The organism is Ktedonobacter sp. SOSP1-85 (genome assembly GCF_016587415.1).
GTDB lineage: Bacteria > Chloroflexota > Ktedonobacteria > Ktedonobacterales > Ktedonobacteraceae > Ktedonobacter.
Genome location: NZ_BNJI01000001.1, coordinates 3,248,631 through 3,273,373 on the forward strand (window position 1 = coordinate 3,248,631; position 24,743 = coordinate 3,273,373).

Here is a 24,743-nt window from a genome sequence, read left to right on the forward strand (position 1 = left end):
TATGGATAATTAATTAGCGCCAGCGCTCAAGGTGGCGGCTTCGGCATTGATGGTTCTGTGCTTATGAGGTCCGCCAACCATGCAGTGGCCATGCGTTACATGGTACTCGAACTCCTCACGGAACATGCGCACGCCGCTGGTAATCAGGCTGGTCGCCGCGTCGCCCAAGGGGCAGAATGACTTACCACTGATATTGCCGCAAATGCTGGTGAGCAGGTCGATGTCTTTCATCTTGCCGTGCCCATGTTCCAGGCGCTCAAGAAGCTCGGTGAGCCAGTAAGTGCCTTCGCGGCAGGGCGTACACTTCCCGCAGGACTCATCGCGATAGAACTCGACCGCGCGCGCGATGGTGCCGACGATACAGGTCTCGTCATTAATAACGATCACGCCACCCGAGCCGAGCATCGAGCCAGCCGCCGCCACGGACTCATAGTCCATGGGGATGTCCAGCTTGTCGGGACCCAGGAAGAAGGTCGAGGAACCGCCGGGAATGACGGCCTTGACCTGGCGATCGTTGAGGATGCCACCACCATACTGCTCATCATAGAGAAGCGTGCGCAGAGGTACGCCCAGGGGCGCCTCGTAGTTACCGGGCTTCTTGACGTGTCCGCTCAAACCAAAGATACGTGTACCCTTGCTCTTCTCCGTGCCGAAGGAGGCGTAGTACTCGCCACCCTGCTCGATGATTGCGGGCACGGTGCAGAGTGTCTCGCAGTTATTGATAACTGTGGGACCGCCATAGAGGCCGACCACCGCCGGGAAGGGTGGCTTGAGGCGAGGATAGCCACGGCGACCCTCCAGCGACTCCATCAGCGCGCTCTCTTCGCCGCAGATGTAGGCGCCCGCGCCACGGTGAACGATCACGTCTATACTATAGTCACTGCCCAGGATGTTGCTGCCGATCAGACCCGCTTCATAGGCCTCGTCAACGGCGCGCTGGACCTGGTCTGCCGCGTAGGGCAGTTCGCCACGAATGTAGATGAAGGCCGTTTTGACACGACAGGCATAGCTGGTGATAAGCACGCCCTCGACCAGCAGGTGTGGGTTGCGCTCCATCAACATGCGATCCTTGAAGGTGCCAGGCTCGCTCTCGTCCGAGTTGCAGCAGAGGTAGCGTGGCTTATCGTTTTTGGCCAGGAAGCTCCACTTCATGCCCGTGGGGAAGCCCGCGCCACCGCGTCCGCGCAGACCAGACTTCTTGATCTCTTCTACGATCTGGTCTGGCTCGCTCTTCAGGGCCTTGGCCAGGGCCTCGTAGCCTCCGTTCTGGCGATAGACCTCAAGCGTGTCGATTCCCGGCACATCGATATATTTTGTAAGAAACTTGGCTGTTTCTGGCATTGCACATTTCCTCGTAACTGGTGCCTTTACCGGGAGATACCGGACTTGGACTCGTTGACCTGTTTGCTCTGTTTCAGTTCGCGCTCAAGGTCGTCAATGAGGGCATCGGCCTTCTCAAGGGTGACGTTCTCGACGAACTGCCCATTGACCTGAATGACAGGAGCGTAGCCGCAGGTCGCGAGGCACTCGACGCCCTGGAGGGTAAAGTTGCCGTCTGGGGTGGTCTCGCCGCGCTTGATGCCCAGGCGCTGCTCCAGGTGTTCCATCACGCTATCGCAGTTGCGCAGATAACAGGAGATGCTGGTGCAGACCTTCACGATCTTCTTGCCCGGTGCCTGCTTATGGTACATGGTGTAGAAGGTCGCGACGCTCTCCACGTCGTCGATCGTCATACCCACGGCCTCGGCCACAGCCTCCAGGCCCGCACGCGTGATATAGCCCTCTTCTTCTTGCGCGATATAGAGCGAGGGCATAACCGCTGAACGCGCGGCAGGATAACGCTTGGCCAGCTCGCGCATGCGCTCTTTAGCCTTCTCTGAAATCATCTATCAACCTCTCCAAGCACGATATCAATGCTACCAATGGCGGCGACAACGTCCGAAAGGAAGGTCCCCTCGACCATGCGCGGGAGCACCTGCAAGTTGGCGAAGGATGCGCCACGCACATGCATGCGATAGGGTTTGGGGCCGCCATCGCTGACCATATAGAACCCTAGCTCGCCCTTGGGGGCCTCGGTGCGCACAAAGACCTCGCCTTGGGGTGGACGATAGCCCTCGGTGAAGAGCTTGAAGTGGTGGATCAGGGCCTCCATGCTACCGGTGATCTGCCACTTGGGTGGCGGTGTGACTTTTTTGTTCTGGACGCGGTAGGGACCTGTGGGCAGACCTTCTAGCGCCTGCTCAATGATCTTGCGGCTCTCTTCCATTTCCAGCATGCGCACCATGTAGCGATCGTAAACATCGCCCGTGGAGCCGACTGGAATGTCGAAGTCAAACTTCTCGTAGCCGCTGTAGGGGAAGACCTTGCGGATATCCCAGACCACGCCACTACCGCGCAGAGTCGGACCCGAGGCGCCATAGGCCAGGGCATCCTCCTGTGTCAGGATGCCGATATTGCGCGTGCGCTCCAGCCAGAGCTGATTATTGCTGAGCAGGTCATGATACTCTTGCAGGCGTGCCGGGAAGGCCTTCAGGAATTCGCGTACCTTCGCCTCGAAGCCTTTGGGTAGCTCGGCCTGTAGACCACCGGGGCAGATGTAGCTAGTCATCATACGCACGCCTGAGATCAGCTCGAAGATATCGAGGATCATCTCGCGCTCACGGAAACAGTAGAGGAAGACGCTCTGCGCGCCCAGGTCAAGCGCCGAGGTTCCTAGCCAGACCAGGTGGCTCGCGATACGCTGAAGCTCAGCAAGGATGACGCGTGTGTACTTAATCTTATCGTTGATCTCGTCATCGATGCCCAGGAGACGCTCCACCGCCAGGCTATAGCCCAGGTTATTATTGAGCGGCGCGAGGTAATCCATGCGGTCCGTCAGAACCAGGGCCTGGTGGTAGGACTTGACCTCGGCGGTCTTCTCAATGCCGGTATGGAGAAAGCCGATATCAGGTACGGCTTTAATAACGGTCTCACCCTCGATGGTCAGAACGAGGCGCAATACGCCATGCGTACTGGGGTGCTGAGGCCCCATGTTGATGGTCATCGTATCGTTACGCTGGCCATCTTCGAGGAGCTGCCCCTCATCAAGGGTATAGGAGTACCCGGCTAGCGGTGTACTCGTCTTCTCTTTTTGCTGCATAAGCTGTCCTCTTTAGTGCCTCTCCGAAAACCTGAGCGCGTGAGCGCTAGCCGCGAGAGCGGTGTTGGTTTTCGTCTAAGGTCATGGAGCTGATCTAGGCCTCTTCTGTTGTTGGCAATGTGCCTGGCTCTTGACCAGGATTGACCTGAGTGCGGCCCTCATTAAACTGACGACCCTCGGAAGAGCGCAGCGACTGCTGATAGTAATCGCCAACGCCGGGATCGACATTATAAGGAACCTGTCCACCCCAGTGAGGCTCGGGAAGCTCGAAGCCCGAGATGGGATAATCTTTGCGCAGAGGATGAGTGGTCCAGTCCTCAGGCATCATAATACGGCGCAGGTCGGGATGGCCCGCGAAGGTAATCCCAAACAGGTCGTAGACCTCGCGCTCATACCAGTTCGCGCCAGCCCAGACGCTCGTAATACTGGGAACCTCTGGATGGGCCTCGCGTCGCTGACCCACACGCACCTTGAGACGGATAAAACACTGATGTTCAATGGAGAGAAGCTGGTAGACGACATCGAAGCGTGGTGTGCGCTCTGGCCAATCAACCGCTGTTACCGTCTCAAGAAAATTGTACTGGAGCTGTGCCTTCAGGAACTGACAGACCTCGACCAGGGAGCCTGGGTCGAGGATGATTGTCTGCTCGTCACGGTGTTCAACGGTTTCGAGCACGGCCTGCGGAAACTTCTCCCGCACAACGTCCACTGTCGAAGCTGCTGTTATGACCATAAAATAACTTCCTAAAAAAGTAACCGAACACTGAATGGGACTTTAACCAGTTAATATGGCAAGTTGTAAGTGCAATCATTACCAAAGCAATTAGTTAAAGATCATCAACATAGGCCGCAGGTCGTAGGGGAACGTAGAGCTAAAAGCCAGGTCCATGGCGACACGAGTCGCGCTTTACACCTGCGGCGTCAGGGCAAGGAAACGATACTGGAAATAACCGCCCTTGCGCACAAAGAGGGCTAACCAGAAACTGGTTGGCCCCCACTTTTCGCTTGTGTTTCGTTTCTTCTGTATGAACTTCCTCTCGAAAACCTGAGCGCGAAGTGCTAGCCACGATAGTGGCGCCGCATCCCCGAATGGGGATTGGTTTTCGTATTAAGAAGAACGTGCCGCTGCTACCTTCTCTCAGGCAGGCAATCAAGATTGGTATATCGTGTAGGGTCCATGCTTGCATGGACTAAAAGAAGCTGACCCTACAGATCCATACTCGTGCTTGAAGGACCGACGAGCTTGAGGCCGCTATCCTTCAAAGGATCGGGTGGATTGGGAATGCCCTCACGAATCTTGCGCTGCAACTCATTGAAGCCGAACAACAGCATATCGGGAGTAGGGGGGCAACCTGGGATAAAGACATCGACTGGGACGATCTTATCTACTCCCTGTACAATGGCGTAATTGTTGAAAACGCCACCGCAGGAGGCGCAGGCTCCCATTGAGATGACCCACTTTGGTTCTGGCATCTGGTCATAAATCTGGCGCAACACAGGGGCCATTTTGACCGAGCAGCGTCCAGCAACGATCATCAGATCGGCCTGGCGTGGTGAGGCGCGATAGACCTCGGCTCCAAACCGCGCAAGGTCGAAGCGACTGGCGCTGGTCGACATCATCTCAATGGCGCAGCAGGCCAGGCCGAAGAGCGCGGGCCAGAGCGAGGAGCTACGGCTCCAATCCAGGATCTTGCTCACCTGCGTGGTTAGTACGCCAAAGCTACCATCCTTCTGATGCATTGGTAGCTCGCGTGGTGTCTGCGTGTTGGAGTAGGTCTGTACCGGCTCCCAGGGATTGGTTATTCCCATGAAAAAGCTCCCTTCCGCCAAACATAGACATAGCCCACCATCAGAATCGCCAGGAAGACGAGCAGTTCAATGAGTCCGAAAAGCTGTAGCTGGTGGAGCAGGACTGCGAGGGGATAGAACGACACAATTTCGATGTCAAACACAATAAAGAGCATACCAGTCAACAGATATTTGACTGGGAAGCGTTTCTTGGGCGGCTCAATTTCTTGAATACCGCATTCATAGGGCGCGAGCTTCTCCGGCGAGGGTTTGCGTGGCCCAAGCACGTTGGTCACCACCATAACCAGAATACCAAAGAGGATCGCAAGCGTTACTAAGATAAAAATGGGGAGTGCTGATCCCATATGCGGAACCTTCAATTTCTAATAGCTGCACTAATTGCATGAAAAAAATGCATCGACTAGTGTCAAAAATACACTTCCTCAGCATCTATTGTAGTACAGTCTTACAGGTGTGTCAAATAAGCCCACACCAGCGTACGCGGCTACAGGCCCGCTACTGGCGTACGCGGCTACTTCTTATTCCAGCGCATAGCACCATTTCCCCCGAGGCTACTTCTTATTCCAGCGCATAGCACCATTTCCCCCGAGGCTACTTCTTATTCCAGCGTATAGCACTATTCCCCCGAGTAAGAAGATGAATGTACAGGTCCGAGGCCAGAGGCCTCGGACCTGTACATTCATCTTCTTACCCCTTGAGCGCCGTAGGCGCGAAAGGGATGTCTACTTCCACGCGCCTAAACATGATAAAATATATCAAATGAACCTCTGGGCCAACATCGAAAGCAACGACGCGAATAAGGACGTATGGACGCAGATAAGCGGGAATGGCCCGCGCAAACGCGCGCGCAGGCCAAATGAACGAGAGATCCTGGCGACGCTGCGCCACTGGCTGCTGCATGACTATGTAGCGGCATATTGTCGCGCCCTTGCCGCCACGCGCATCTTCCGGCGCTGCTACTGGGTCGATGCCCTGGGGCTTAATGCGCGCGAGCAGACACTTGTGCCAATGCCTGAACACGCTGAGAATGGCAATGGTGCGAAGAAGCGGCGCAAAAAAGAGCCGGATGTGTTCATGCTGCCACAGGCCCTGCTCCCCATCTCGCTTCTAGCGCGCGAACTTGTTCAGGAGCAGCCACCCTTCTCGCTTTATGGCCTGCTGCTAAGCGGTTCCAGGCAGAATGCCCATACAACGCAAGAGAAGCTGCCCCAGGATGGTGGTGTCCTGCGCAGCAACTGGCTGGATGGTGGCGCTGCTCTGCTGCGTGAGCTTGAGCCTTCGCCAGCCATATTTCTGCTTAATCCCTTTACGCCTTCGCTCTTTAGCAATGAAGATTTACTCAAGATCTACCAGCGTACCGCCCCCACGGAACTCCTCCTCTGGCTTCCGCATCAAGCGATTGATGCCTGTCTCCAGGCCGCGCGAAGTGACGAACAGGTGGGACTTAAGCTGACAAATCTGTTGCGCACCGACCGCTGGAAGACCCTCCCCAGTGCCGAAGCTGAGCGTGTGCAGGCCATAGATGGTTTTCTTAAGTTGTTTATACTGAGCATGAAGCGCTACTTTAGCCTGCCCATCCAACGACTCGCATTACCGGTCCAGGTGGGGCCAGCCTGGATGGAATATGTCCCCTCGACCCTGCTCTTTGCGACCAGGCGCCAGGACAGTTTTCAACATATGAATGAGGCGCTTTGTGACTACCGGCGGCGTCTTTATGCCCTGATCCATGATGGGGTGCTTGCCGAGGAGTGGTTTCTCGTCCAGGAGCAGGAGCGGCATGCAGCCTCCCTGGAGCAGTTAACGCAGCGCATCATCCAGTTGGGGCGAGGACAGCGCGTGCGCCGCTGGCCCGATCTACGCCAGCAGGCCATGCTCGAATACTTTGGCCAGTTTACGCTCAACGACTATGACGGCGTCATGCAGTACCTGCTACAGAGTGGCGAGGTACGCTGCGAATGGCGGCGCACACACTCCACCAGCGAAGACCCTGTTTCGCCTGGTAACGACGACTTACTCATCTGGCGCTAGTAACTCTTACAAGTAAAAGGAACATGATCCAGCCCAGCCCCTGCTACATACTTTTACACGAAAAGAAGGCATCACCAGGGGGAAACGCAGGACATGGGGAGACCCCGCGTTTTAGTGACACCTCCTATTATAAATTTACGTTTTGCGCAGGTAATTAGTCGCATGATTTCGAGAGAAAAAGTGTTGTTTTTGAGCATAGATCTATACAGTAAGTATATGGGGAAGAGCGTGTATGAAGAAACAAGATGTGTCATCGCGCAATGGACTCAATGAGTTAAACGGATCCGAATGGGTCTACTTTACTCGTAGCATCCTGACGACCTCATACCCCTCAGAATATAGCCATCACCTACGCAAGGCCCACGGCGCGAACAAGCCCCCACAGCTCATGCGCCAGTTGATAGAGTTCTTTACCAAGCCAGGCGCACGTGTCCTCGACCCCTTCGCGGGCGTCGGCGGAACGCTTATAGGTGCCTCAATCTGTGCCAAACCCCGCGAGGCCCTGGGGATCGAGATTAATTCGCAATGGGTAGAGATCTACCAGCGTGTATTGGAAGAGAACCAGGACCAGTTGCTGCCCCAGCCTATGCTGCATGGCGACTGCCTGACGCTCATGCGCGAGATGGAGAGCGCCAGCTTTGACTTTATCGCCACCGATCCCCCCTACAATATTCACATGACCCAGACCATGTCGGGCAAGCGCAAGGCGAACCAGCACGCCAGCCGGCGCACCACCTACGATATGCGCTCAGATGATCCCGCCGACCTTGCCAACCTGACCAGCTATGAGACTTACTTAGAGGCCATGGAGCATATCTTTCAAGAGTGTGCCCGCCTCCTGAAGCCCAGGAAATACATGGTCATCATCGTGCGCGACGCCTACCAGCATGGTGAGTACATCTTTACCCACGTCGACCTGGCGCGCCGTGCTCGCCTCCACGGTCTGATCCCCAAAGGCGAGATCATCTGGTACCAGACCGGAACACGCCTGCGTCCCTACGGCTACCCCTTCGCCTACATCCCCAACATCGCCCACCAGTACATCGTCATCCTACAAAAACAGTAACATATGGTAAGGGTATGTGATGACACTGGGTTGGCTCCACCAACCCAGTATCATCACATACCCTTACCATATAAATAACTATGTGGCGTTTTTAACTCTTGAGCGACATATGCAGTGAAATCGCTAGCGAGAAGAACTACAGTAGGACGGAACCATGCAACAACATTTGTCGTCAGCCGGGGATGACGCCTTCGCGGCTGAACTCTACCAGCGCTACGCTCAGGAGATCTTTGCCTACTTGCGCATGCATACACCGACGCGTGAGGATGCCGAGGACCTGCTCATTGATGTCTTCCTGGCGGCGCTTGAACAGAAAAACTTTCAGAATGTGCTCATAGAGAGACAGCGAGCCTACCTGTGGCGGGTGGCGCAGAACAAGACGGTCGATCTGCATCGTCGTCTGAAGCGCCGCCAGGTATCGCCCATAGAACAGGTCGCGGACGCGCTCTACTTCGATGAAGATCAGGAGCCGGAACAACACGCCATGCGCACAGAGCGCCATGCGCTGCTGCGTACACATGTACAGGGATTACCGGAGCTCCAGCGGAAGCTCCTCTACCTTCGCTTTGTCAATGGATTGCGTAGCGCGGAGATCGCGCACATCCTCGACAAACGCGAGGGGACAGTACGCATGCTGCTCTCGCGCACCCTCAATACCCTCCGCTCCATCTACGAGAAGCACAAATGAGAAGTACTAAAAGGGATAGGCACTATGGCTACATCGAACGAACATTTCAACGCTAAAGACATAGATACGCAGATCGAGCAAGCGCTGGCGCAGGCTCGACCAAATGAACCCAACATGCAACTGGTGGCTGATCTACAACGGCTCCACCAGGCGGATGCCCAGGCTGATGCGCAATCGCTCAACTACGCCTGGCAGCATATTCGCGCGCGCAATCGCTCGCAGCGCTCTCTGAATAACGAGGGGAAGATCATCCCCATGCATATGCCTTCATCGCGCACGCCTGGCCAAACGCAAGGCGGACCACGCCAGCAGCGCTTTGCCTCCACCCGGCGAGCTTTCACACTCATTGCCGCTGTTCTGGTGGCGGCCCTGGTCGTGGGCAGCCTGCTCACTGTCCTCTACCGGGCGCGCTCAGCCCAGGGAGGAAACGTTACTTTACCCCACTCTACGGTGATACCTAAAGCAACGATGACATTGCCTGCCAAGGTTAAACCAGGCCAGGTTGCTTATACCTATAAAGTGAAAGACAGTATTATCATGGGTTTGCAGTGGTCACCGGATGGCAAGCATATCGTCATGGTAGGGAATGACATACACATCTTGGATGTCACGAATGGGCAAAAAGAGGTTACCTATTACCCTACTGGCAAATATAGCCCTATTCAAAACGTGGCCTGGGCACCCGATGGCAGTCAGCGCCTCGCGATAGCCGCCGATACAGTACAGATCATAGACGCAAATACCGGCAAGGTCCTGGTCACTGGTCCAAAGCAATCGACGACCAACACCGGAAATACGCTTACGAGCGTATTGACGCCCCTGACTCCACATAGTGGTAGTGGTGGTACCGTCATAACGAGCTTGACCTGGTCACCAGATGGGAGGTATATTGCCACTAATCTGGGCCACCTGATCAATAACTCTCGTGATCCGCAGGATCATCCAATTCTCATCTGGGATAGCCATACCGGGGAAGTAGTTAAGAGGCTGTTTGGCCATACTGACGATCCCTATCGCGTGTTGTGGTCGCCAGATGGCAAATACCTGGCCTCCTTCTCACAAAATTGGGATGAAACTGTTCGTGTCTGGGATGCAAAGACAGGTAGTCTCATTAATACCGTTCAAGCGAAAGGCTATGGGTCAATGGGTGGGATAGCGTGGTCACCGGATAGCCAGTATCTGGCCGTGAGTATGGATGTCCAGGTTGGGAGCAATACCTTTGGGGAGATCAATACTAAGCCACAGATTCAGGTCTGGCAGGCATTAACAGGCACGCCTATCGTGACACGCTCACCAAATGCTGGTGTGCAGGATCTAGCCTGGTCGCATGATGGCAAACGTATTGCCATGGTTGAGAATGAGATACAGACAATCGCGAGTGGGCCGAATGAAGGCAATCAGATAGGGGTGGAGAAAGTGGAGATCTGGGACCCTATGAACGGGAAGACGCTCTTCACCTACCAGGAAAAAAACGTGCAAAACGATACACAAATGAGGGGGGTTACCTGGTCGCCCGATGATACTCTCATTGCCACAGCAAGTATGAATACTTTTACAATAGGCAAGAAAACAAACAATGTCACAGTTGATGTGAAGATCTGGGGTGCTCCCACTAAATAAAAGAGTGTCTTCAAGAGAAGAAGCAGAGAGGTGGTTGCTTAGCGACCACCTCTCTGCTTCTTCTCTTGAAGACGACTGCCCAAAACAAGAGTTTTGCCGGGAAAAGCTGTGCTTAGATGGTGTGCAGGCTCACGCGGTACCGCTACCCTACCAATAAGATTGCCTGGCGAGTATAATTATTGGAAACATTACGGTAATAGATAGGATGAAAGAAGTCCCCCAGAAAAAGAGAGTAACGCTATGCCACGGAAGACACGAGAGAACAACGAGTACAGTGACCAATTTCAGCGACGTGAAGTGATAGAAGAGACACACATCCCCATGCAAGAAGAGACACACGGAATCGACGAAGTCCTAAACGAGCGCAACCATATCGCCGTCCTATCCTCACTTGAGTACGGCGAGCGCTTCCATGCCGCCGGCAAGCGTGATGTTGAGCTATACATCCGCACCTACAATACGATGCTGCGTAGCTCCGGCGAGGTTAATCTGAAGGCCCTGGTGCAGGCGCACTACAACATTGATTCGATCCTGCACCCCGATGCGCGCGTGCCACAGCCCGATATGTCGGCGTTCATCTATAGTGTGCTGCGCCTGCCAATTTCTATCCTGCACTGTAACCTGGTGTTGCTGGGGCAGTCCGAGGATGTCTTTGTGCAGCATAACTTCCCGGTCAATAGCTGGCAGGCCGTGACGGCCTCGGCCAGGCGCCGCAAGTGGTTCTATGATGGCAAGGAGACCCTGGCGGCCTACGTCGCCAGCGTCAGTGACACCGATGATATCGTGCCTGTGCTGGTGGCCTTCCAGATCGAATGGAACAAGATGTATTACTTGATCAACGAGGACCCGACGACGATCAAGCTGCTGGAGACACGCATGGATCGTAGCTCGCCCGTCTTCGCAGAGATCAGTAAGGTGCTACGCGAGCGCCTGCATATCGCGCCCGACGACTGGAATCGCTTGGAGGTCATCTGGGGCGATCAACTGTGGGAGACCCTGCTGAGTATGGGTCAGCAGCGCAAGAACTTCCGCCTGCGCATGCTGGGTGGCTCGCATGTAGGTTACGTCCGCGCCACGCGCCAGTGGTGGAATCCGGTCAAAGATGTGCTGGAGAGCTTGAACGTGCAGAATCGCCCAATCTACTTCGTCTCCAGCAATACCCATAGCATGGTGAACGTCCTCTCCGGCTCCCTGCTCAATCGCGAGGAGGAGCTAACGCGCTTTGCCCTCAAAGGCAACGATCCCTACCTGAACGCGGAATGCCGCAAGTTGCAGGAGGGCGAGGTTCCGGGCAACTGGCATAACTTCCTCTACTTCGCAGGCCGCGAGTGGGTCAATACGCCCGCGGGTCAAGAGTTCCTGAGCCAGCGCGAGGAGGAGGAGCGAGCGCGAGGCATCTATCGCGTGGATGCGCGCCATGGGGTAGAGATCGATGCCCAGATCTTCGACCTCTCCAAGCTACATCCAGGCGAGATCGACCCGCGCTGTCGTATGCCACACCTCGACTACCTGGCCCAGAGCCAGGCCTTGATCCTGAATATCGACTATCCCCTGGGCATGGCAGCCTATCGGATGATGCGCGAGATCATGGAGAACCTGGCGCAGCTACGCGGCATTTATATCCTGGGCAAGGCTGCGACGCTCAATGGCAGCATTGGCGATGTCATGATTTCTAACGTTGTGCTGGACGAGCATAGCCAGAACACGTACTGGCTCGACAACTGCTTTACGGCGCATGATGTCCAGCCCTACCTGATCTATGGCTCCGTGCTGGATAACCAGAAGGCCATTTCGGCCAAGGGTACGTACCTGCAGAACCGTCAGTACCTGGACTTCTACTATCGCGCCAACTACACCGTTGTCGAGATGGAGAGTGGCCCCTACCTCAACGCGGTCTATGAAGACCAGTACCTCACGCGCTACCCGGTAGGCGAGAATATCAACTTCGCGCGCCTCCCCTACGAAGTGGGCCTGCTACACTACGCCTCAGATACGCCCTACACGCGAGGTAAGAACCTGGGCGCGGGCAGTCTCTCCTACTTTGGTATGGACTCGACCTACGCCACTACCATTGCCATTACCAAGCGTATCCTTGAGCACGAGGTCGCGTACCTGAAGCGGCAGAAGATGCCGCGCCCCCTGCCCCACCAGGTCGTCTCACTTGAGGCCACCGAAGAAGGAAGCAAGGTATCCTAAAGCATAAAAAAGAAGTACGGCTAGGCCGTACTTCTTTTTTATGCTTTATTTGTGTTTAGGAGATGCTGAGACTGAGTTTGAGTGCGTAGTCGACGCGCTGCATCTCTTCATAGGTGATGACGCCTCTGCGGCGTAAGAGACGTGATTTCTCAATCGTCATCAGTTGTTCGCATTTGACATCCGTGTAATCGGTCAGCCCATTTTCTGCATTGGGGGAGATACGCACATGCAATGGCAGTTCGCGTTCCGTGCGACTCATGGAGGCGACGATAGTAAGCGGATAATTTCTTGAGCCGTTACCACGGTCGTTCTGGATAATTAAAGCCGGGCGTGTGCCCTGTTGTTCGGCTCCACGTCCGGGCGACCAGTTAACATCCCATATTTCGCCTCGGCGAGGTTGTGGGTAATCTACTTGCTGCACATCATACGTTCTGGGGCTGGCCCGGACATGCCTGGCCTCTTCGCTCATGCAACCATACCTTCATGCCCGGCCTCAAAAAAGAACTGGGCGTCTTCTAGCGTTTCTGGAAGGGAACCAAGATAAGCGTAGGCTTCGTCGAGGGAGTAATTAAGTGAGGAAGATAATTCGCGTTCGCGCTTCTGAATAATGGCTGATTTGAGTTGCTGATAATTATCCTGGCGCATGAGTTCCATGATAGTCTCCACTACATCTCCTAGTGAGGAGTCTAGTTCAACTGCAAGGGCTTTGAGCTCCTTGTGCTGTGTTGAGGGGATTTGAATGGATTTGCGAACGAGGTTCTCATGACGGTAAAAGTCGGTATGCGCAATAGCCATGAAGATGCCTCCTGGTCTGTACACGACGTCTTACTCTCTCTATTGTACTTGTCGCCTAAGCAAAAGTCAATAAATCTGGATCTGGTTTGCTGAGAAAAATAAGAAATTCTAATAATTGGGATTTGTAGTTTTGCGGTATTTTCGTAAAGCTTCTAGAGCTTTCTTGCTTTACTTTATCGGCATGCCAACATAAATCTGTACCTGCTTGCTTCCTTAAAAAACAGCTCCGTCTACTAATGCGCCTATAAGCATGTTCGCTTTTATTTATAAAGTCATGTATAGAAAGCCTTTGAAGTGACGCTACGATAGCTAGTCGAGTGGTTCTAGAAAAACAGTAAGCGGAGCTGGACAAATTTCCTATACAACTTGAAGATGAGGTTGCTCGTATGAATCACGAGGTTTATTTGTTAGCGGAAGGAATTATTTTATGACGGATCCCAGGTTAGAGAAAGGTCTACGCCGATGGCGAACTCTGCTACGAGAGCAGCCACTTTCTCATCTAATGAATAAGGTATGTGGTGGTGCCCTGGCAGAACCAGGGCACCACCACATACCTTACAATACATCTGAACGCTTCTATGGGGACTATGCGCAGTTGGCCTCTTCCTCTGGCAATTTAGCGTAGATTACCAGCTGGCCTGCCAGCGCGATTTTCTGCCACTTTTTGTCCATCGCTAACCCCTTCAGCTTCTCCCCAACTTCTGGTGTGTTTGTGGCGTGTTGTGTGAGGGTTTCGTCAACGCGGTCGAGTGTTGGGACATAGATAAAAAAGTCCTGTAGAACGTCCTGCTGCATATGCGTGTCCTTCCTTCTTGTGTTGACTTCACCTCATGACCCCCTTGCGCTCCTTGCAAGCGTTCCTTCGCCAATGAAGGTAAGACATGTCGATAAGGTAGACGAGAAAAATAGCTGCCAGTTAAAAAAATCAGCGTTTGATAAGACCAAAAAGAAAATCAAGGTTTTCCTCTCTATACAACTAGACGTTGGAACCTTGATTTTGTGACATATGAGTTTATTAATTGCGACGGGTAGTATAGTACTACCTGTCGCAATTAATCTGATTATTTCCAGGGGAGGGGGGACCAGCGATTGCTCTGGGCAAAGCCAAAGCCTTCGTCGGTAACGGTACCTTCATAGCCGGCAGGGATCTCCTCGAAATAGGCGGCGAGCTTGCGAGGGAAGATTGCCAGGTCGAAGGCCCAGGGGTCGCCTGCCTCCTCAACGATGGAGCGCCAGGAGCGGTTTTCCTGCCACTCCTCTGTGAAGTAGACGCCCAGTTCGGGAAAATTGTTGGCCAGGACGCGCAGGATGTGCCAGATGCCGGCCCCGATCTCTGGTTTATAGGTCGCGCCTGTCTCTGTAAGCAGGGCTTCGTCTTCAAATTGCAGATTGATGCCAATCCAGGGCTGTGGCTCTTCATCCAGGGTTGGCGTACCAATATTTGGATAGAGCGAGACATCAATACCAGAACAAGTAATGGGTTCGCCTTGCGCAGGCCGGAGAGTAAAGGTAGCGGGATAGATGTCGCCAAAGCTTTCCTCTTCGCTCTCGGGCCATGTGATCTCGTCCAGCCATGCCAGGACGCCCTGGTCGTCGCAGCCCAACTCTTTCAGCGTGTCCTGGTAGCGGGTCAGGAGTTCTGCGAAGTCTTCTTGATCTTCATAGGTTGCATAGGTTTGAATTTGCGCGTAAGTTGCCATATCGTTAATCCTTCATGGATAGAAGCTGGTTTACTTATTGTTTTGTGGGAAGTTTCCCTTTATTCTATCAATAAATCGCTTAATATGCTATCTGTAAGTCGTAACCCTGGGCTTTCCAGCTCTTGCCTTGGCTCAGGGGTAAGGGGGTGTGAAAGGATGTCACTTATGCAAGAGGAGACCATCACGCTGTATCGTCCTACTGGCTCAGAGGAGTTGGCCTTGATTGCGGAGAGCCTGTATACCGCCTTTCCGCCGCGCCTCTTCTGGCAACCTATCTTCTATCCTGTGCTCTTTGAGGAATATGCTGTCCAGATTGCTCGTGATTGGAACGCCCGCGATGGCAATTCAGGGTATGTGACGCGTTTCCAGGTGCGCAAGGCCTTTCTCGATCGCTATGAGGTGCAAAAAGTGGGTAGCGCGATTCACCAGGAGTACTGGATTCCGGCTGAGGAACTGAATGGGTTCAACCGTAATATTGTTGGCCCCATCGAGGTCATCGCGGAGTATCATTCATAGAGCCAGTACCCCTGGCGAAGTTGTTAATCCCAGGTTGCTCCTAGCTTTGCCAGGCGATCGCGGTATTCGATGCGGTCGAGCCAGGCCTGGGGCCAGGCTTCGAGGCCCAGGTGGGAGCCCGCGAAGGCTCCGGTGAGGCAGGCGATGGAGTCGGAGTCGCCACTGGTGGTCGCGGCACGCTGGATGGCCTTAATAGGCTCTTCGGGATAGAGCAGGAAGCAGAGCAGGCCAGTGGCGAATGCCTCTTCGGCGATCCAGCCTGCGCCCGTCTGCAAGCAGGGATCACTCTGGCGGTCTGGCTGCTTCAGTGCGACATCGAGCCGCTCAAGTACCTGCAGGCATTCATCCCAGCCACGCTCGATAAACTCCTGTGGCGTATTGCTGAGCGAGATCTGCCAGAGCGGCCCCAGCCAGAGCTGATGGTAGACGCTGCGCTGGCTCAAGGCATAATCCCGCAGGCGCTCGACGAGTCCCTCGGGTTCGCCGCCTGACACAAGGTCGGCGATGCACCAGGCCGTCAGATCGGAGGCCGCGAGCGCGGTCGGATGACCATGGGTGAGCGCGGCCTGGAACTGAGCGATGGCGGCACGCGTCTCAGGCGTCGCCTCGTCTTGCTCGGTGCGTAGGAGTCCCACTGGTGCTACACGCATATTAGCGCCACAGCCCTTGGAACTGATGACAGTGGCATTCTGCCAGGGAAGGTTACGCGCCAGCCCCTCGCAGGCCTGGAGGCAGGTATTGCCGGGCGCGCGATTATTATCTGGGCTGCGATCCCAGGCGATAAAGGCGGCGCGCAGCGGCTCTTCCAACGTATCGGCGCTATAGGGCTTCTTGGCGGCCAGGAGTGCCTCTCCAATTGCCAGCGTCATCTGCGTATCATCAGTCACGCGGGCGGGATTACCCTGTAGCTCGCCTGGCCCTTCTGGCCCATATTTCGCGCTAATCTGCTCGACGCTTATAAACTCTGTATCGGCTCCCAGGGCGTCGCCAAATGCCAGCCCGAACAGGCTCCCCGACGCTCTTCTCTGTTTTTCCTTATTCATCTCAAAAAAATCCTCTACTATCGGCCCGGCGAAACATCGAATATGTTGAGATACTATATCATACCTGTTCAATCTTTGTCATGAGAGATCGCGACACTTCGCGCCTGCGGCGCTCAGGGTAAGGGGTCTGTATACCTTTTGCGCGGCATTCGCCGCGCAAAAGGTATACAGACCCCTTACCCTGGAGGTGGTTGTAGAGCAGAGTTAGCGAGGTGGTTGTAGAGCAGAGTTAGCATGGGAAATATTTGGATTAGAAATATGCTGGGCTATGCCAGGCTCTCCAGGGTTGGGAGTAGGGAGGCGAGCCAGGGCTGGCCGAACTTCCAGGCGCCATAGAGCAGGAGGTTGGGTTCACCAGTGGCGGAGATGCGTCCATGGTGCTCTAGGATAAAGGCGCGTAGGCTCTCCTCTGTGGCGTGCAGGAAGCGGAGTTCTTTGATTTCGTCCTCTTCGGGCTCTCTCTGTTGGACCTCGGAGAGAGGAATATGCAGGCGCGTCAGGAAGAGGAATTCGCCGTGGGGCATGGCGAGGTCGTAGGCTGCGCCCAGGCAGTACTGTTCGCGGATATCGGCCTCTTGAATGCCGGTCTCCTCGCGGATCTCGCGGCGAATGGCGGCGAAGGGATCTGGTCGCTGTCCCTGGATATCCAGGCCACGCTCGAAGAAGCCACCGATGACGTGATAGCGTCCCTCATAAACGTCGACACCCTGGCGTTTGTCTAGCAGGATATAGTTATCGCTGGTCTCGACCACGGAGCAGACGCCGATGGCGTTCCCCAGTTCGTCGCGCCTTCGCTCGCGGGCGAAGCTGGCCTCGCGTGTCGTGACATACTCTTTATAGCTGGTATCGCCCAGGTGGAGCGTGAGCCTCTCGCCCGTTGTCTCGGCACCTACGAGGCGGTAGAGCGGGGCATCAAAGAGGCGCTTGTTGAGGGCGCGGGCCTGGCTCAGCCTCTCCTCCCAGAGCGCGTCCATCCAGGCCTGAATGGCGGGAGTCAAGGGCATACGCTCCTCTGGCTGATAGAGAATGTCGACCTTGTCTGCTGGGAAGCAGCCTTGCGCCAGGATCTCAAATTCCAACATAAATAACCTTTCTCTATGTATTACATACGCTGAGAACATGATGCGGCTGGCGGCCATCGGCCGCCAGCCGCATCATGTTCTCAGCGTATTTTTATTCCCATTCGATAGTGGCGGGTGGCTTGGAGGTGATGTCGTAGACGACGCGGTTGATCTCGTGGACCTCGTTGACGAGGCGGTTGGAGATGCGCGCCAGGAGTTCGGGCGAGAGGCGCGCCCAGTCGGCAGTCATAAAGTCGCCCGTGGTCACGGCGCGCACAGCAACGAGATTGCCGTAGGTTCGACCGTCGCCCATGACGCCCACGCTCTGAATGGGGGTGAGCACAGCGAAGGCCTGCCCTAGCTCGCGATAGACGCCCGCGCGGCGGATCTCGTCGATGACGATCTTGTCGGCCTTACGCAGAATGTCGAGCTTCTCTTTTGTGATATCGCCGATAACGCGAATGGCCAGGCCGGGACCGGGGAAGGGATGGCGCCAGACCCACTCTTCGGGCAGGCCCAGCTCCAGGCCAATCTCGCGCACCTCGTCCTTAAAGAGCATGCGCAGTGGCTCGACGAGTTTGAAGACCATCTCTTCGGGGAGACCACCCACGTTGTGATGCGTCTTGATGCGCTTGGCGGTATTGGCGGTGTCGTGGCTGGTGCTCTCGATGACGTCTGGGTAGAGCGTGCCCTGGGCCAGGAATCCGATCTTGCCCTGCTCTGTAGCGAGCTTGACGGCCTCTTCCTCGAAGACGCGAATGAACTCTTCGCCGATGATCTTGCGCTTACGCTCGGGATCGGTCACACTGGCTAGCTTACCGAGGAAGCGCTCTTCGGCGTCGATAGCGACCAGGGGAATATGTAGGTGGTTGCGGAAGGTCTCGACGACCTGCTCGCCCTCGCCCTCGCGCATACAGCCGGTATCCACGAACATGCAGGTGAGTTGATCGCCAATGGCCTTATGGACTAGCAGGGCTGCAACGGCGGAGTCAACGCCGCCCGAGAGGGCGCAGAGGACGCGCTCTTTGCCGACCTGCTGGCGAATGCGCTCGACCGTCTCGTCGATGACCTTCTCCGGTGTCCAGTTGGCCTCACAGTCGCAGACACGGAAGAGGAAGTTCTTAATGAGCTCTTTGCCCTGGGGGGTGTGCGTGACCTCGGGATGGAACTGGAAGCCGATCAGCCCCTTGGGGTGTGCGATAACCGCGACGGGATTGCTCTCGGTGGTTGCCAGGACTTTAAAGCCCTCGGGGAGCTGGTCCACGCTATCGCCGTGGCTCATCCAGACCGGAAGGCGCAGCGGGGTATGTTGCGCGGGGCGATCCAGGTGGGTAGTCTGCTCCGGGGAGGGCTTGAGGCCCTCGAAGATGCGATAGGTCGCGTAATCCTGCTCTGCGTCGGCCACAATCTCGATGGTGGCGGGCCCATACTCGCGTGTACCATGCTTGGGCTCGACGTGGCCGCCTAGCTGCTGGGCCATGAGCTGCATGCCATAGCAGATGCCGAGTACAGGCAGGCCACTATGGAGAATGGCCGGGTCGCAGCTTGGGGCGCCCTCGTCATAGACGCTTGAGGGGCCGCCCGAGAGGATAAAGCCCTTGATATCCAGGTGGTCTTTGGCTTGCAGCTCGGCCAGCGTGGTCGAGGCAGGCACCAGCTCGCTATACACGTGGCACTCACGAATGCGGCGTGTGATTAGGCGGCTAACCTGCGATCCATAATCTAGTACAATAATTGCCTGACGGCGCTCCAGTTGCATATATCCCTCTTTGTTAATATCGATGTTATAGTGGAGAAAAGCAAAATAATTCAGTCAGCATTGCTTGCAAGTATATCTAATCGTCCAAAGCGGTCAATAGTTTGATCTATACGCCGCTTGTACTAGTTTCTCGTCCCTTAAATCGTCCAGTATGAGGATGTGGAGTTGGAAATGCCGCGGCATTTCCAACTCCACATCCTCATACTGGACGATACTCGCGTGTAGACCTCTACACATTTACCTCAATTTAAGATATGATGTTTGAGTATACCACAGATTGTACCTTCGTCATCGTCAAAGTAGGAGTCGAAGCAGGGTGGATCAAAGAATAGCCTTTTTCTCTCTCTTTGCGCCTGGGTTGCTTATGAAAGCGAAGTCTGGAGCCGAATAAGAAGAAGAGGTGATTTTTGAGATGCCCTGGGAATCGAAGCAGGGCCTGCGTCCGAGCAAGAAAGGAACATGCTATGGGGGCGTCTAAACAGGGAAAATGGTATGTTGCCGAAATAGTTGAGGAGATTCATGTGGAGGGGGCGGAAGAGAATGTTGTCCATAGAAACCTTGTCCTGATTCGGGCGAACTCTGCAGAAGAGGCATTCCAGAAGGCTATGGCTCATGGACAGGAGGGGGAGATGGTCTATGAGAATCCCCAGGGCCAGCGTGTAACCTCGACTTTCCGTGGGTTGAGCAACCTGACGGAGATCTATACCGATCTGGAGGATGGGGAGGAGATTACCTATTATCAGTGGGTGGGTCTCGATGAAGATGAGATTCAGAGTATGCTCTTGCCCAAGGATGAGCTGGATATCTTTCGCCAGTGGAATGAAGAGGAAGATTCAGATGTTCCCGATATTCGCGCGCGAGCACTCTTAGAGGAGGTGCCGCAGCCAGCCTACGAGGTTGAAGCGTCCGCAACCGCTGAAGAAGATCTGGAAGAGATCGATCCCCAGGCTGTGCTGGCCGAGGTAGAGCGTATTCTACGTGAGCCTCGCGACACACGCGAAGACTATAGATAAAGAGATAGAAAACAGGGTGTTCTGGCGCGTACGCACCAGAACACCCTGTTTTCTATCTCTTTATGAAAAATGTCAGTACCCTACGGCTAAAGCCGAGGGCTTGGAGTTGTGTCTGAACTCCACCGCAATTCAGCATACCTTTTCAGGCGTGCTGCTTTGGCTTCATCGTCCGACACATCAGGGCGTACTGACAAGAGGCCCGTTCCTATCCAGTCTTGCCGGATAAGAAGCGTTCGCATCGCAATATTCCTCGCGCCAACCAGATCGGCATGGAGCGTGTACTGACAATTCTGACAGACAAAGAGCAAGCCCTTGTGAGGGCGATTCTCTTTGCAGGTGTGCCCACATTGGGGGCAGGCCTGCGAGGTATAGTTGGCATCCACCTTGATTGCCATACTTTGATGCAAGAGCGCTTTATAGGCGATCATCGCGTGCAACTCACCAAAAGCCCATTTGGAGAAGGTACGATTGGCTTTGCGCTGTTTTGCACTGGCTTTTTTGCCTTTCCGTCGTTTGGTCTGCTCGCGAATATCTGTCAGATGCTCCAGTCCAATCAAGCTCTGCGAATAGTGGGTAACAATCCGTTTACTCACGACATGATTGGCGTTTGCTTTCAACCGTCTCTCTCGTCCACTGATGGCAACGAGCCTTCTCGTTGCAGAACGAGTGCCTTTTTTTTGCAGACGCTTTCTCAGTCGTGCAGAGTGGTGTGATTTGGCAACCGTAGAGATGTCAGCATGGAAGGTGCAATCGCCTTGCATTGTCGCCGTGACGGCAAGGTATCGCATCCCCACATCCACGCCAACGACTTGCTTGTGTGTTTCGGGGGTAGGATCAGCCATCTCCACTTCCAGGGAGACAAGGAGGTAAAATTGCTTCTTGGCTTTGTCATACCAGAGTTTCGATGCACCAATCTCCGTACCACGCTGGATCAATGCCACATGCTTATTGTAGCCAGTATAGGGCACAACGATACGTCCATCGAGCGTGAGAAGACTCACGTGCTGCTCTTTCTTGAACGTGTAGTCTTTCTTATACTGGTAGGTCAACGTGGGAGAGAGAAACGTAGGAGCCTGATCAAGCCCTTTATATCGTTTCTTGGTGAGACCTGCCTTACGATGAGCAGCATTGTTCTTCACCTTTGTCCAGAGGGCTTTATACGAGGCTCCAACCTGGCGAGGAACAGAACAGGCCATTTGCGAAGGCAGATGAAAACGGAGGCGGATCTCATCATAGGTGGCATCTTGCAAACGAATAGCATTACTCACTTTGCCATTCGCAAAGGCGTACTGGCTCACATAGTTGAGAGCATCACGATATGCCAGTTGTGTAGAGCGTAAAGCCTTGAATTGCTCGGGTGTTGTATTCAATTTGAGTTTCGCTGTTAATACCGTTTTCATAGTCTGAATTATATCATAGTTTTCATCTACCTGTCAATAATACATGAGCAGATGAAAGCATGTCTACGGCGTATTCCACCCAAGCCACCTCCAAAGGAATGCCGCATTCCTCCCCATGCCTGAAAGGGCAGGGGCATCCTGCGGCGTTTTCGGTGAATAATGTAGGCAAAAGGGAAAATGCTATTGATGTTCCTCCTGGATAGCAGTACAATAGTAATCTATGGTAGAATGTCGGACGCGCTGAAAGGAGAAATTCTACTCATGAGTACGACCCAGCTAGCCGCGCGGTTGTTCCAGCTACAGGAGCTCGACCTGGATCTCGACCGCGTCAAGGCTGAGCTTCAGTCCCTTCAGCAATCTCTTCAGAACAATTATAAGCTGCGTAAGCTACAGTCTGAGCAGCAGAGCATTGCGCAACAGTTGCAGGCCAGTCTCCAGACACAACGCGAGGCTGAATGGCATCTCGAAGACCTGACGAAGCGTATCGAGGCGCAAGAGCAGCGCCTTAACAGTGGGAGTCTGAGCAATGCGCGGGATTTGCAGGCGCTTCAGCAGGAGGTCCAGCTGCTTCGAGCTCAGCACGCTCGCCAGGAAGAGTCCCTGCGTGAGATTGTAGACGTTACTGAATCGCTGAAAGAAACCTCCGAGCGTCAGGCGCGCGAGTTAGAGCAGGCACAAGAGTCATGGTCACGGGACAATTCCACGGAACTGACTCGCCAGCAACAACTTGAGGCGCAGCGCACCAATCTCGATCAGCAGCGTTCCCTGATTACCTCAGTTCTCGAAATGGACCTGCTTGAGCGCTATACCTTGATGCGGCGCACCAAGCAAGGACGAGCCATTTCCAGAGTTGAACAGAGTTCTTGCCAGTGGTGCCTGGCCGTGCTTGCCCCCAGCGAATTACAAGAGGCGCTCCGTAGTCCTGAACTTCAGGTCTGCACCAATTGTGGTCGCATTCTCTACTACGAACTTTAATCTCTTTGACCCATATGCATCGTCCGACAGTGCCAATGCCTACCTGGTAACCCTTCTGAAAGCAATGGATGTTTACACGACTCACTGGCCGCTCAGTGAAAGGCGCAATGTAGCGCACTTCTCCTCCTATCCCACTAGCCTACTATCTCTCCTCATGTGGTAGAGTTTTCCTTGTCTTTTTGTGGTCACACAACTCGGGTAAGATGTATGAGTTGTGGCGTGGGTGTTCGTCCACGCCACAACTCATACATCTTACCCTTGAGCGCCGCAGGCGCGAAAGCAAATGAATTTTGGCGAAATGTCGATAATGAGAAGAGCGAACGTTGACAAAAACGATGAGTTCCGAGTATGCTTTGAGTACGAGGAACCGTTCGTTCAAATTCTGGCCTAGCCAGTATAAAGGAGGTGCAGTTCTATGCAAGAGCACAAAACCTGTTACTGTGTGCTTGAATGCACCTTGTCTGTCCGGCATGAGGCGAGTGTTATAGACAGTCGTTCGCCCGTCAGGTTCCCTTGATTCTCCTGGTTCAGCAGGTACCTGGCGCACGCTAGTATTGCCTGTCTGTATCGCTTCCGGTCATGCCTCTCCGAAAACCTGAGCGCGTGAGCGCTAGCCCCCCATTCGGGGACAAGCGAGAGCGGCGTTGGTTTTCGTATAAGGAGGCCATGGGTTGACTGGAAAAGGCTCTCAACGTAGTGCTTCCCCAGTTGAGAGGTCGACACTCCCTCCCACGTGGCAGACACCTTCATGCCGTTGTTTGTAGCGCGCCATTCTTCTATCGATGAACCAGTGCAGCATACTTCTCTTCAAGAGATAGCTATGTCTGCCTGGCATATGGCTGCCGTTTTTCCTGCAATTCCTTGGGAGGGAACAAGCTTGATTGATGATCCGGCTTTGCTTACCGGTGTTGTGCTCAATGGAGCACATGGCATCTATGACGTTCACACTGATGCTGGCGTCTTTCGCTGTACGCTGCGCGGAAAATTAAAGAAAGCCTTCGCACGCGTCCAGTCTCAGAACACGCAGGTTGTTGCTAAAGGGCGCAAGCTGAATGAGTATCAGTTGCGACGCGCCGAACGTGAACGTGAGAAAAACAGTAAACCCGCACCTGAACCCGAAAACCCTATTCAGTCACGCCTCTCGGCAGGCGATCATGTCAAGTTTCGTAAGCTTGATGAGAGTACAGGCCTGATCGAAGAGATTCTGCCGCGCCAGAGCGAGCTCTCGCGCCTGGACGCTGGCTCAACGGAACGTAAAGCGATTCCGCAGACACTGCTGGCAAACCTTGACCAGGTGATTATCGTGCTTTCGGTGGCCCAGCCAGAGCCGCATTTCGCTTTTCTGGATCGCTACCTTGTCATTTGTGAGGCGGCGCAACTTCGCTCCATCATCTGCCTTAATAAGGCCGATCTTCCTCATTCCTCGCGTGTGGAGGAGGCCGCCGATCTTTATGCTAAGTTGGATTACCCCATCGTCTGGAGTAGTGCGCACACTGGACAGGGGATAGAAGACCTGCGCGCGATCCTGAAGGACCGCACCACTCTCTTCACCGGGCCTTCAGGCGTGGGCAAATCCTCGCTGGTGAACGCCATTGAGCCAGAGATGGCGATTCGTACGGGGATGATTAGCGAGGCGACGGGCAAGGGTAGACATACGACGACCGGCTCGCAGCTCTATCCGCTCTCTTCTGGCGGCTGGCTGGCGGACTCGGCGGGTATTCGCGCCCTCGCTGCCTGGGATGTCTCACCAGAGGATCTTCCGCGCTGCTTTGTTGAGTTCCGCCCCTACCTGGGCGAATGCGTCTTTAACGATTGTAACCATATCGACGAAGAGGGCTGTGCTATTATTCAGGCCGTAGAGGACGATGTGATTGATAAGCACCGCTATCGTAGCTATGTTCGCATCTACAACGGCGACGAGCGCTAAAAATTTAT

Annotated in this window: 21 protein-coding genes and 2 pseudogenes; 9 read left to right on the forward strand and 14 right to left on the reverse strand. The window is 54.5% G+C overall.

The features are described 5' to 3' along the window. Positions 1 to 9: 9 nt before the first annotated feature. The 6 genes and pseudogenes from nuoF to KTE_RS13620 all read right to left on the reverse strand — a co-directional run bounded on the left by nuoF (position 10) and on the right by KTE_RS13620 (position 5,292). Positions 10 to 1,341, reverse strand: coding sequence for an NADH-quinone oxidoreductase subunit NuoF (nuoF, locus tag KTE_RS13595; RefSeq protein ID WP_201381725.1), 1,332 nt, complete (start codon positions 1,339 to 1,341; stop codon positions 10 to 12). Between the two features lie 26 nt (positions 1,342 to 1,367). After that, complete coding sequence (gene nuoE, locus KTE_RS13600) at positions 1,368 to 1,886, reverse strand: NADH-quinone oxidoreductase subunit NuoE (protein ID WP_201381726.1); 519 nt, start codon at positions 1,884 to 1,886, stop codon at positions 1,368 to 1,370. Further along, positions 1,883 to 3,043 (reverse strand): NADH dehydrogenase (quinone) subunit D, encoded by a 1,161-nt coding sequence (nuoD, locus tag KTE_RS13605; protein ID WP_374226807.1) that lies wholly within the window; start codon positions 3,041 to 3,043, stop codon positions 1,883 to 1,885. Before nuoD ends, nuoE begins: the two co-directional genes overlap by 4 nt. 367 nt (positions 3,044 to 3,410) lie before the next feature. After that, positions 3,411 to 3,872: pseudogene (locus tag KTE_RS13610) on the reverse strand (NADH-quinone oxidoreductase subunit C); the annotation flags it as partial. Positions 3,873 to 4,423: 551 nt separating this feature from the next. Beyond that, positions 4,424 to 4,879, reverse strand: a pseudogene (locus KTE_RS13615) (NADH-quinone oxidoreductase subunit B); the annotation flags it as partial. 59 nt (positions 4,880 to 4,938) lie between these two features. Next, positions 4,939 to 5,292: an NADH-quinone oxidoreductase subunit A gene (locus KTE_RS13620; RefSeq protein WP_201370197.1), complete on the reverse strand. Its 354-nt coding sequence runs from the start codon at positions 5,290 to 5,292 to the stop codon at positions 4,939 to 4,941. 415 nt (positions 5,293 to 5,707) lie between these two features. Between KTE_RS13620 and KTE_RS13625 the strand changes: the two genes are divergently transcribed. The 5 genes from KTE_RS13625 (at position 5,708) to KTE_RS13645 (ending at position 12,546) form a co-directional block, all read left to right on the forward strand. After that, the gene (locus KTE_RS13625; RefSeq protein ID WP_201381728.1) at positions 5,708 to 6,976 is read left to right on the forward strand and encodes a hypothetical protein; all 1,269 of its coding nucleotides are present in this window, start codon (positions 5,708 to 5,710) and stop codon (positions 6,974 to 6,976) included. A 232-nt stretch (positions 6,977 to 7,208) separates the two neighbouring features. Beyond that, on the forward strand, positions 7,209 to 8,042 hold the full coding sequence (locus KTE_RS13630; RefSeq protein WP_201381730.1) for a TRM11 family methyltransferase: 834 nt from the start codon (positions 7,209 to 7,211) through the stop codon (positions 8,040 to 8,042). A 154-nt stretch (positions 8,043 to 8,196) separates the two neighbouring features. Then, positions 8,197 to 8,730 (forward strand): RNA polymerase sigma factor, encoded by a 534-nt coding sequence (locus KTE_RS13635; protein ID WP_201381732.1) that lies wholly within the window; start codon positions 8,197 to 8,199, stop codon positions 8,728 to 8,730. A 24-nt stretch (positions 8,731 to 8,754) separates the two neighbouring features. Continuing rightward, positions 8,755 to 10,350 (forward strand): WD40 repeat domain-containing protein, encoded by a 1,596-nt coding sequence (locus tag KTE_RS13640; RefSeq protein WP_201381734.1) that lies wholly within the window; start codon positions 8,755 to 8,757, stop codon positions 10,348 to 10,350. Positions 10,351 to 10,590: 240 nt separating this feature from the next. Beyond that, entirely contained in the window at positions 10,591 to 12,546 is a 1,956-nt protein-coding gene (locus KTE_RS13645) for a hypothetical protein (RefSeq protein ID WP_201381736.1), read from the forward strand. 55 nt (positions 12,547 to 12,601) lie between these two features. On the opposite strand, the gene KTE_RS13650 is transcribed toward KTE_RS13645, so the two are convergent. The 4 genes from KTE_RS13650 to KTE_RS13665 all read right to left on the reverse strand — a co-directional run bounded on the left by KTE_RS13650 (position 12,602) and on the right by KTE_RS13665 (position 15,041). After that, positions 12,602 to 13,015 carry a type II toxin-antitoxin system PemK/MazF family toxin gene (locus tag KTE_RS13650; RefSeq protein ID WP_201370191.1) on the reverse strand — a complete coding sequence of 138 codons (414 nt, stop codon included), beginning with the start codon at positions 13,013 to 13,015 and terminating at the stop codon, positions 12,602 to 12,604. Continuing rightward, positions 13,012 to 13,341 carry a hypothetical protein gene (locus tag KTE_RS13655; protein WP_007913050.1) on the reverse strand — a complete coding sequence of 110 codons (330 nt, stop codon included), beginning with the start codon at positions 13,339 to 13,341 and terminating at the stop codon, positions 13,012 to 13,014. The genes KTE_RS13650 and KTE_RS13655 overlap by 4 nt, the downstream gene beginning before the upstream one ends. Positions 13,342 to 13,926: 585 nt before the next feature. Beyond that, a complete protein-coding gene (locus KTE_RS13660) occupies positions 13,927 to 14,136 on the reverse strand; it encodes a hypothetical protein (protein ID WP_201381739.1) in 210 nt (69 codons plus the stop codon). A 266-nt stretch (positions 14,137 to 14,402) separates the two neighbouring features. Continuing rightward, on the reverse strand, positions 14,403 to 15,041 hold the full coding sequence (locus KTE_RS13665) for a hypothetical protein (RefSeq protein WP_201381741.1): 639 nt from the start codon (positions 15,039 to 15,041) through the stop codon (positions 14,403 to 14,405). A gap of 165 nt (positions 15,042 to 15,206) precedes the next feature. Between KTE_RS13665 and KTE_RS13670 the strand changes: the two genes are divergently transcribed. Further along, the gene (locus KTE_RS13670; protein WP_201387072.1) at positions 15,207 to 15,557 is read left to right on the forward strand and encodes a hypothetical protein; all 351 of its coding nucleotides are present in this window, start codon (positions 15,207 to 15,209) and stop codon (positions 15,555 to 15,557) included. A gap of 23 nt (positions 15,558 to 15,580) precedes the next feature. Here the strand turns inward: KTE_RS13670 and KTE_RS13675 are convergent, their stop codons facing one another. The 3 genes from KTE_RS13675 to guaA form a co-directional block, all read right to left on the reverse strand. After that, positions 15,581 to 16,600, reverse strand: coding sequence for an ADP-ribosylglycohydrolase family protein (locus KTE_RS13675; protein ID WP_201381742.1), 1,020 nt, complete (start codon positions 16,598 to 16,600; stop codon positions 15,581 to 15,583). Between the two features lie 266 nt (positions 16,601 to 16,866). Continuing rightward, complete coding sequence (locus KTE_RS13680; RefSeq protein WP_201381744.1) at positions 16,867 to 17,682, reverse strand: NUDIX domain-containing protein; 816 nt, start codon at positions 17,680 to 17,682, stop codon at positions 16,867 to 16,869. A gap of 91 nt (positions 17,683 to 17,773) precedes the next feature. Further along, on the reverse strand, positions 17,774 to 19,420 hold the full coding sequence (gene guaA / locus KTE_RS13685; RefSeq protein WP_201381745.1) for a glutamine-hydrolyzing GMP synthase: 1,647 nt from the start codon (positions 19,418 to 19,420) through the stop codon (positions 17,774 to 17,776). 464 nt (positions 19,421 to 19,884) lie between these two features. On the opposite strand from guaA, the gene KTE_RS13690 reads away from it, so the two are divergent. Continuing rightward, the gene (locus tag KTE_RS13690; RefSeq protein ID WP_201370183.1) at positions 19,885 to 20,433 is read left to right on the forward strand and encodes a DUF4288 domain-containing protein; all 549 of its coding nucleotides are present in this window, start codon (positions 19,885 to 19,887) and stop codon (positions 20,431 to 20,433) included. An 86-nt stretch (positions 20,434 to 20,519) separates the two neighbouring features. On the opposite strand, the gene KTE_RS13695 is transcribed toward KTE_RS13690, so the two are convergent. Next, complete coding sequence (locus KTE_RS13695; protein ID WP_201381746.1) at positions 20,520 to 21,833, reverse strand: RNA-guided endonuclease TnpB family protein; 1,314 nt, start codon at positions 21,831 to 21,833, stop codon at positions 20,520 to 20,522. A 261-nt stretch (positions 21,834 to 22,094) separates the two neighbouring features. On the opposite strand from KTE_RS13695, the gene KTE_RS13700 reads away from it, so the two are divergent. Together KTE_RS13700 and rsgA are read left to right on the forward strand one after the other, a co-directional pair. Further along, complete coding sequence (locus tag KTE_RS13700; RefSeq protein ID WP_201381747.1) at positions 22,095 to 22,808, forward strand: zinc ribbon domain-containing protein; 714 nt, start codon at positions 22,095 to 22,097, stop codon at positions 22,806 to 22,808. A gap of 820 nt (positions 22,809 to 23,628) precedes the next feature. Then, positions 23,629 to 24,735, forward strand: a complete 1,107-nt coding sequence (gene rsgA, locus KTE_RS13705) for a ribosome small subunit-dependent GTPase A (RefSeq protein ID WP_201381748.1) — start codon at positions 23,629 to 23,631, stop codon at positions 24,733 to 24,735. Positions 24,736 to 24,743 lie beyond the last annotated feature (8 nt).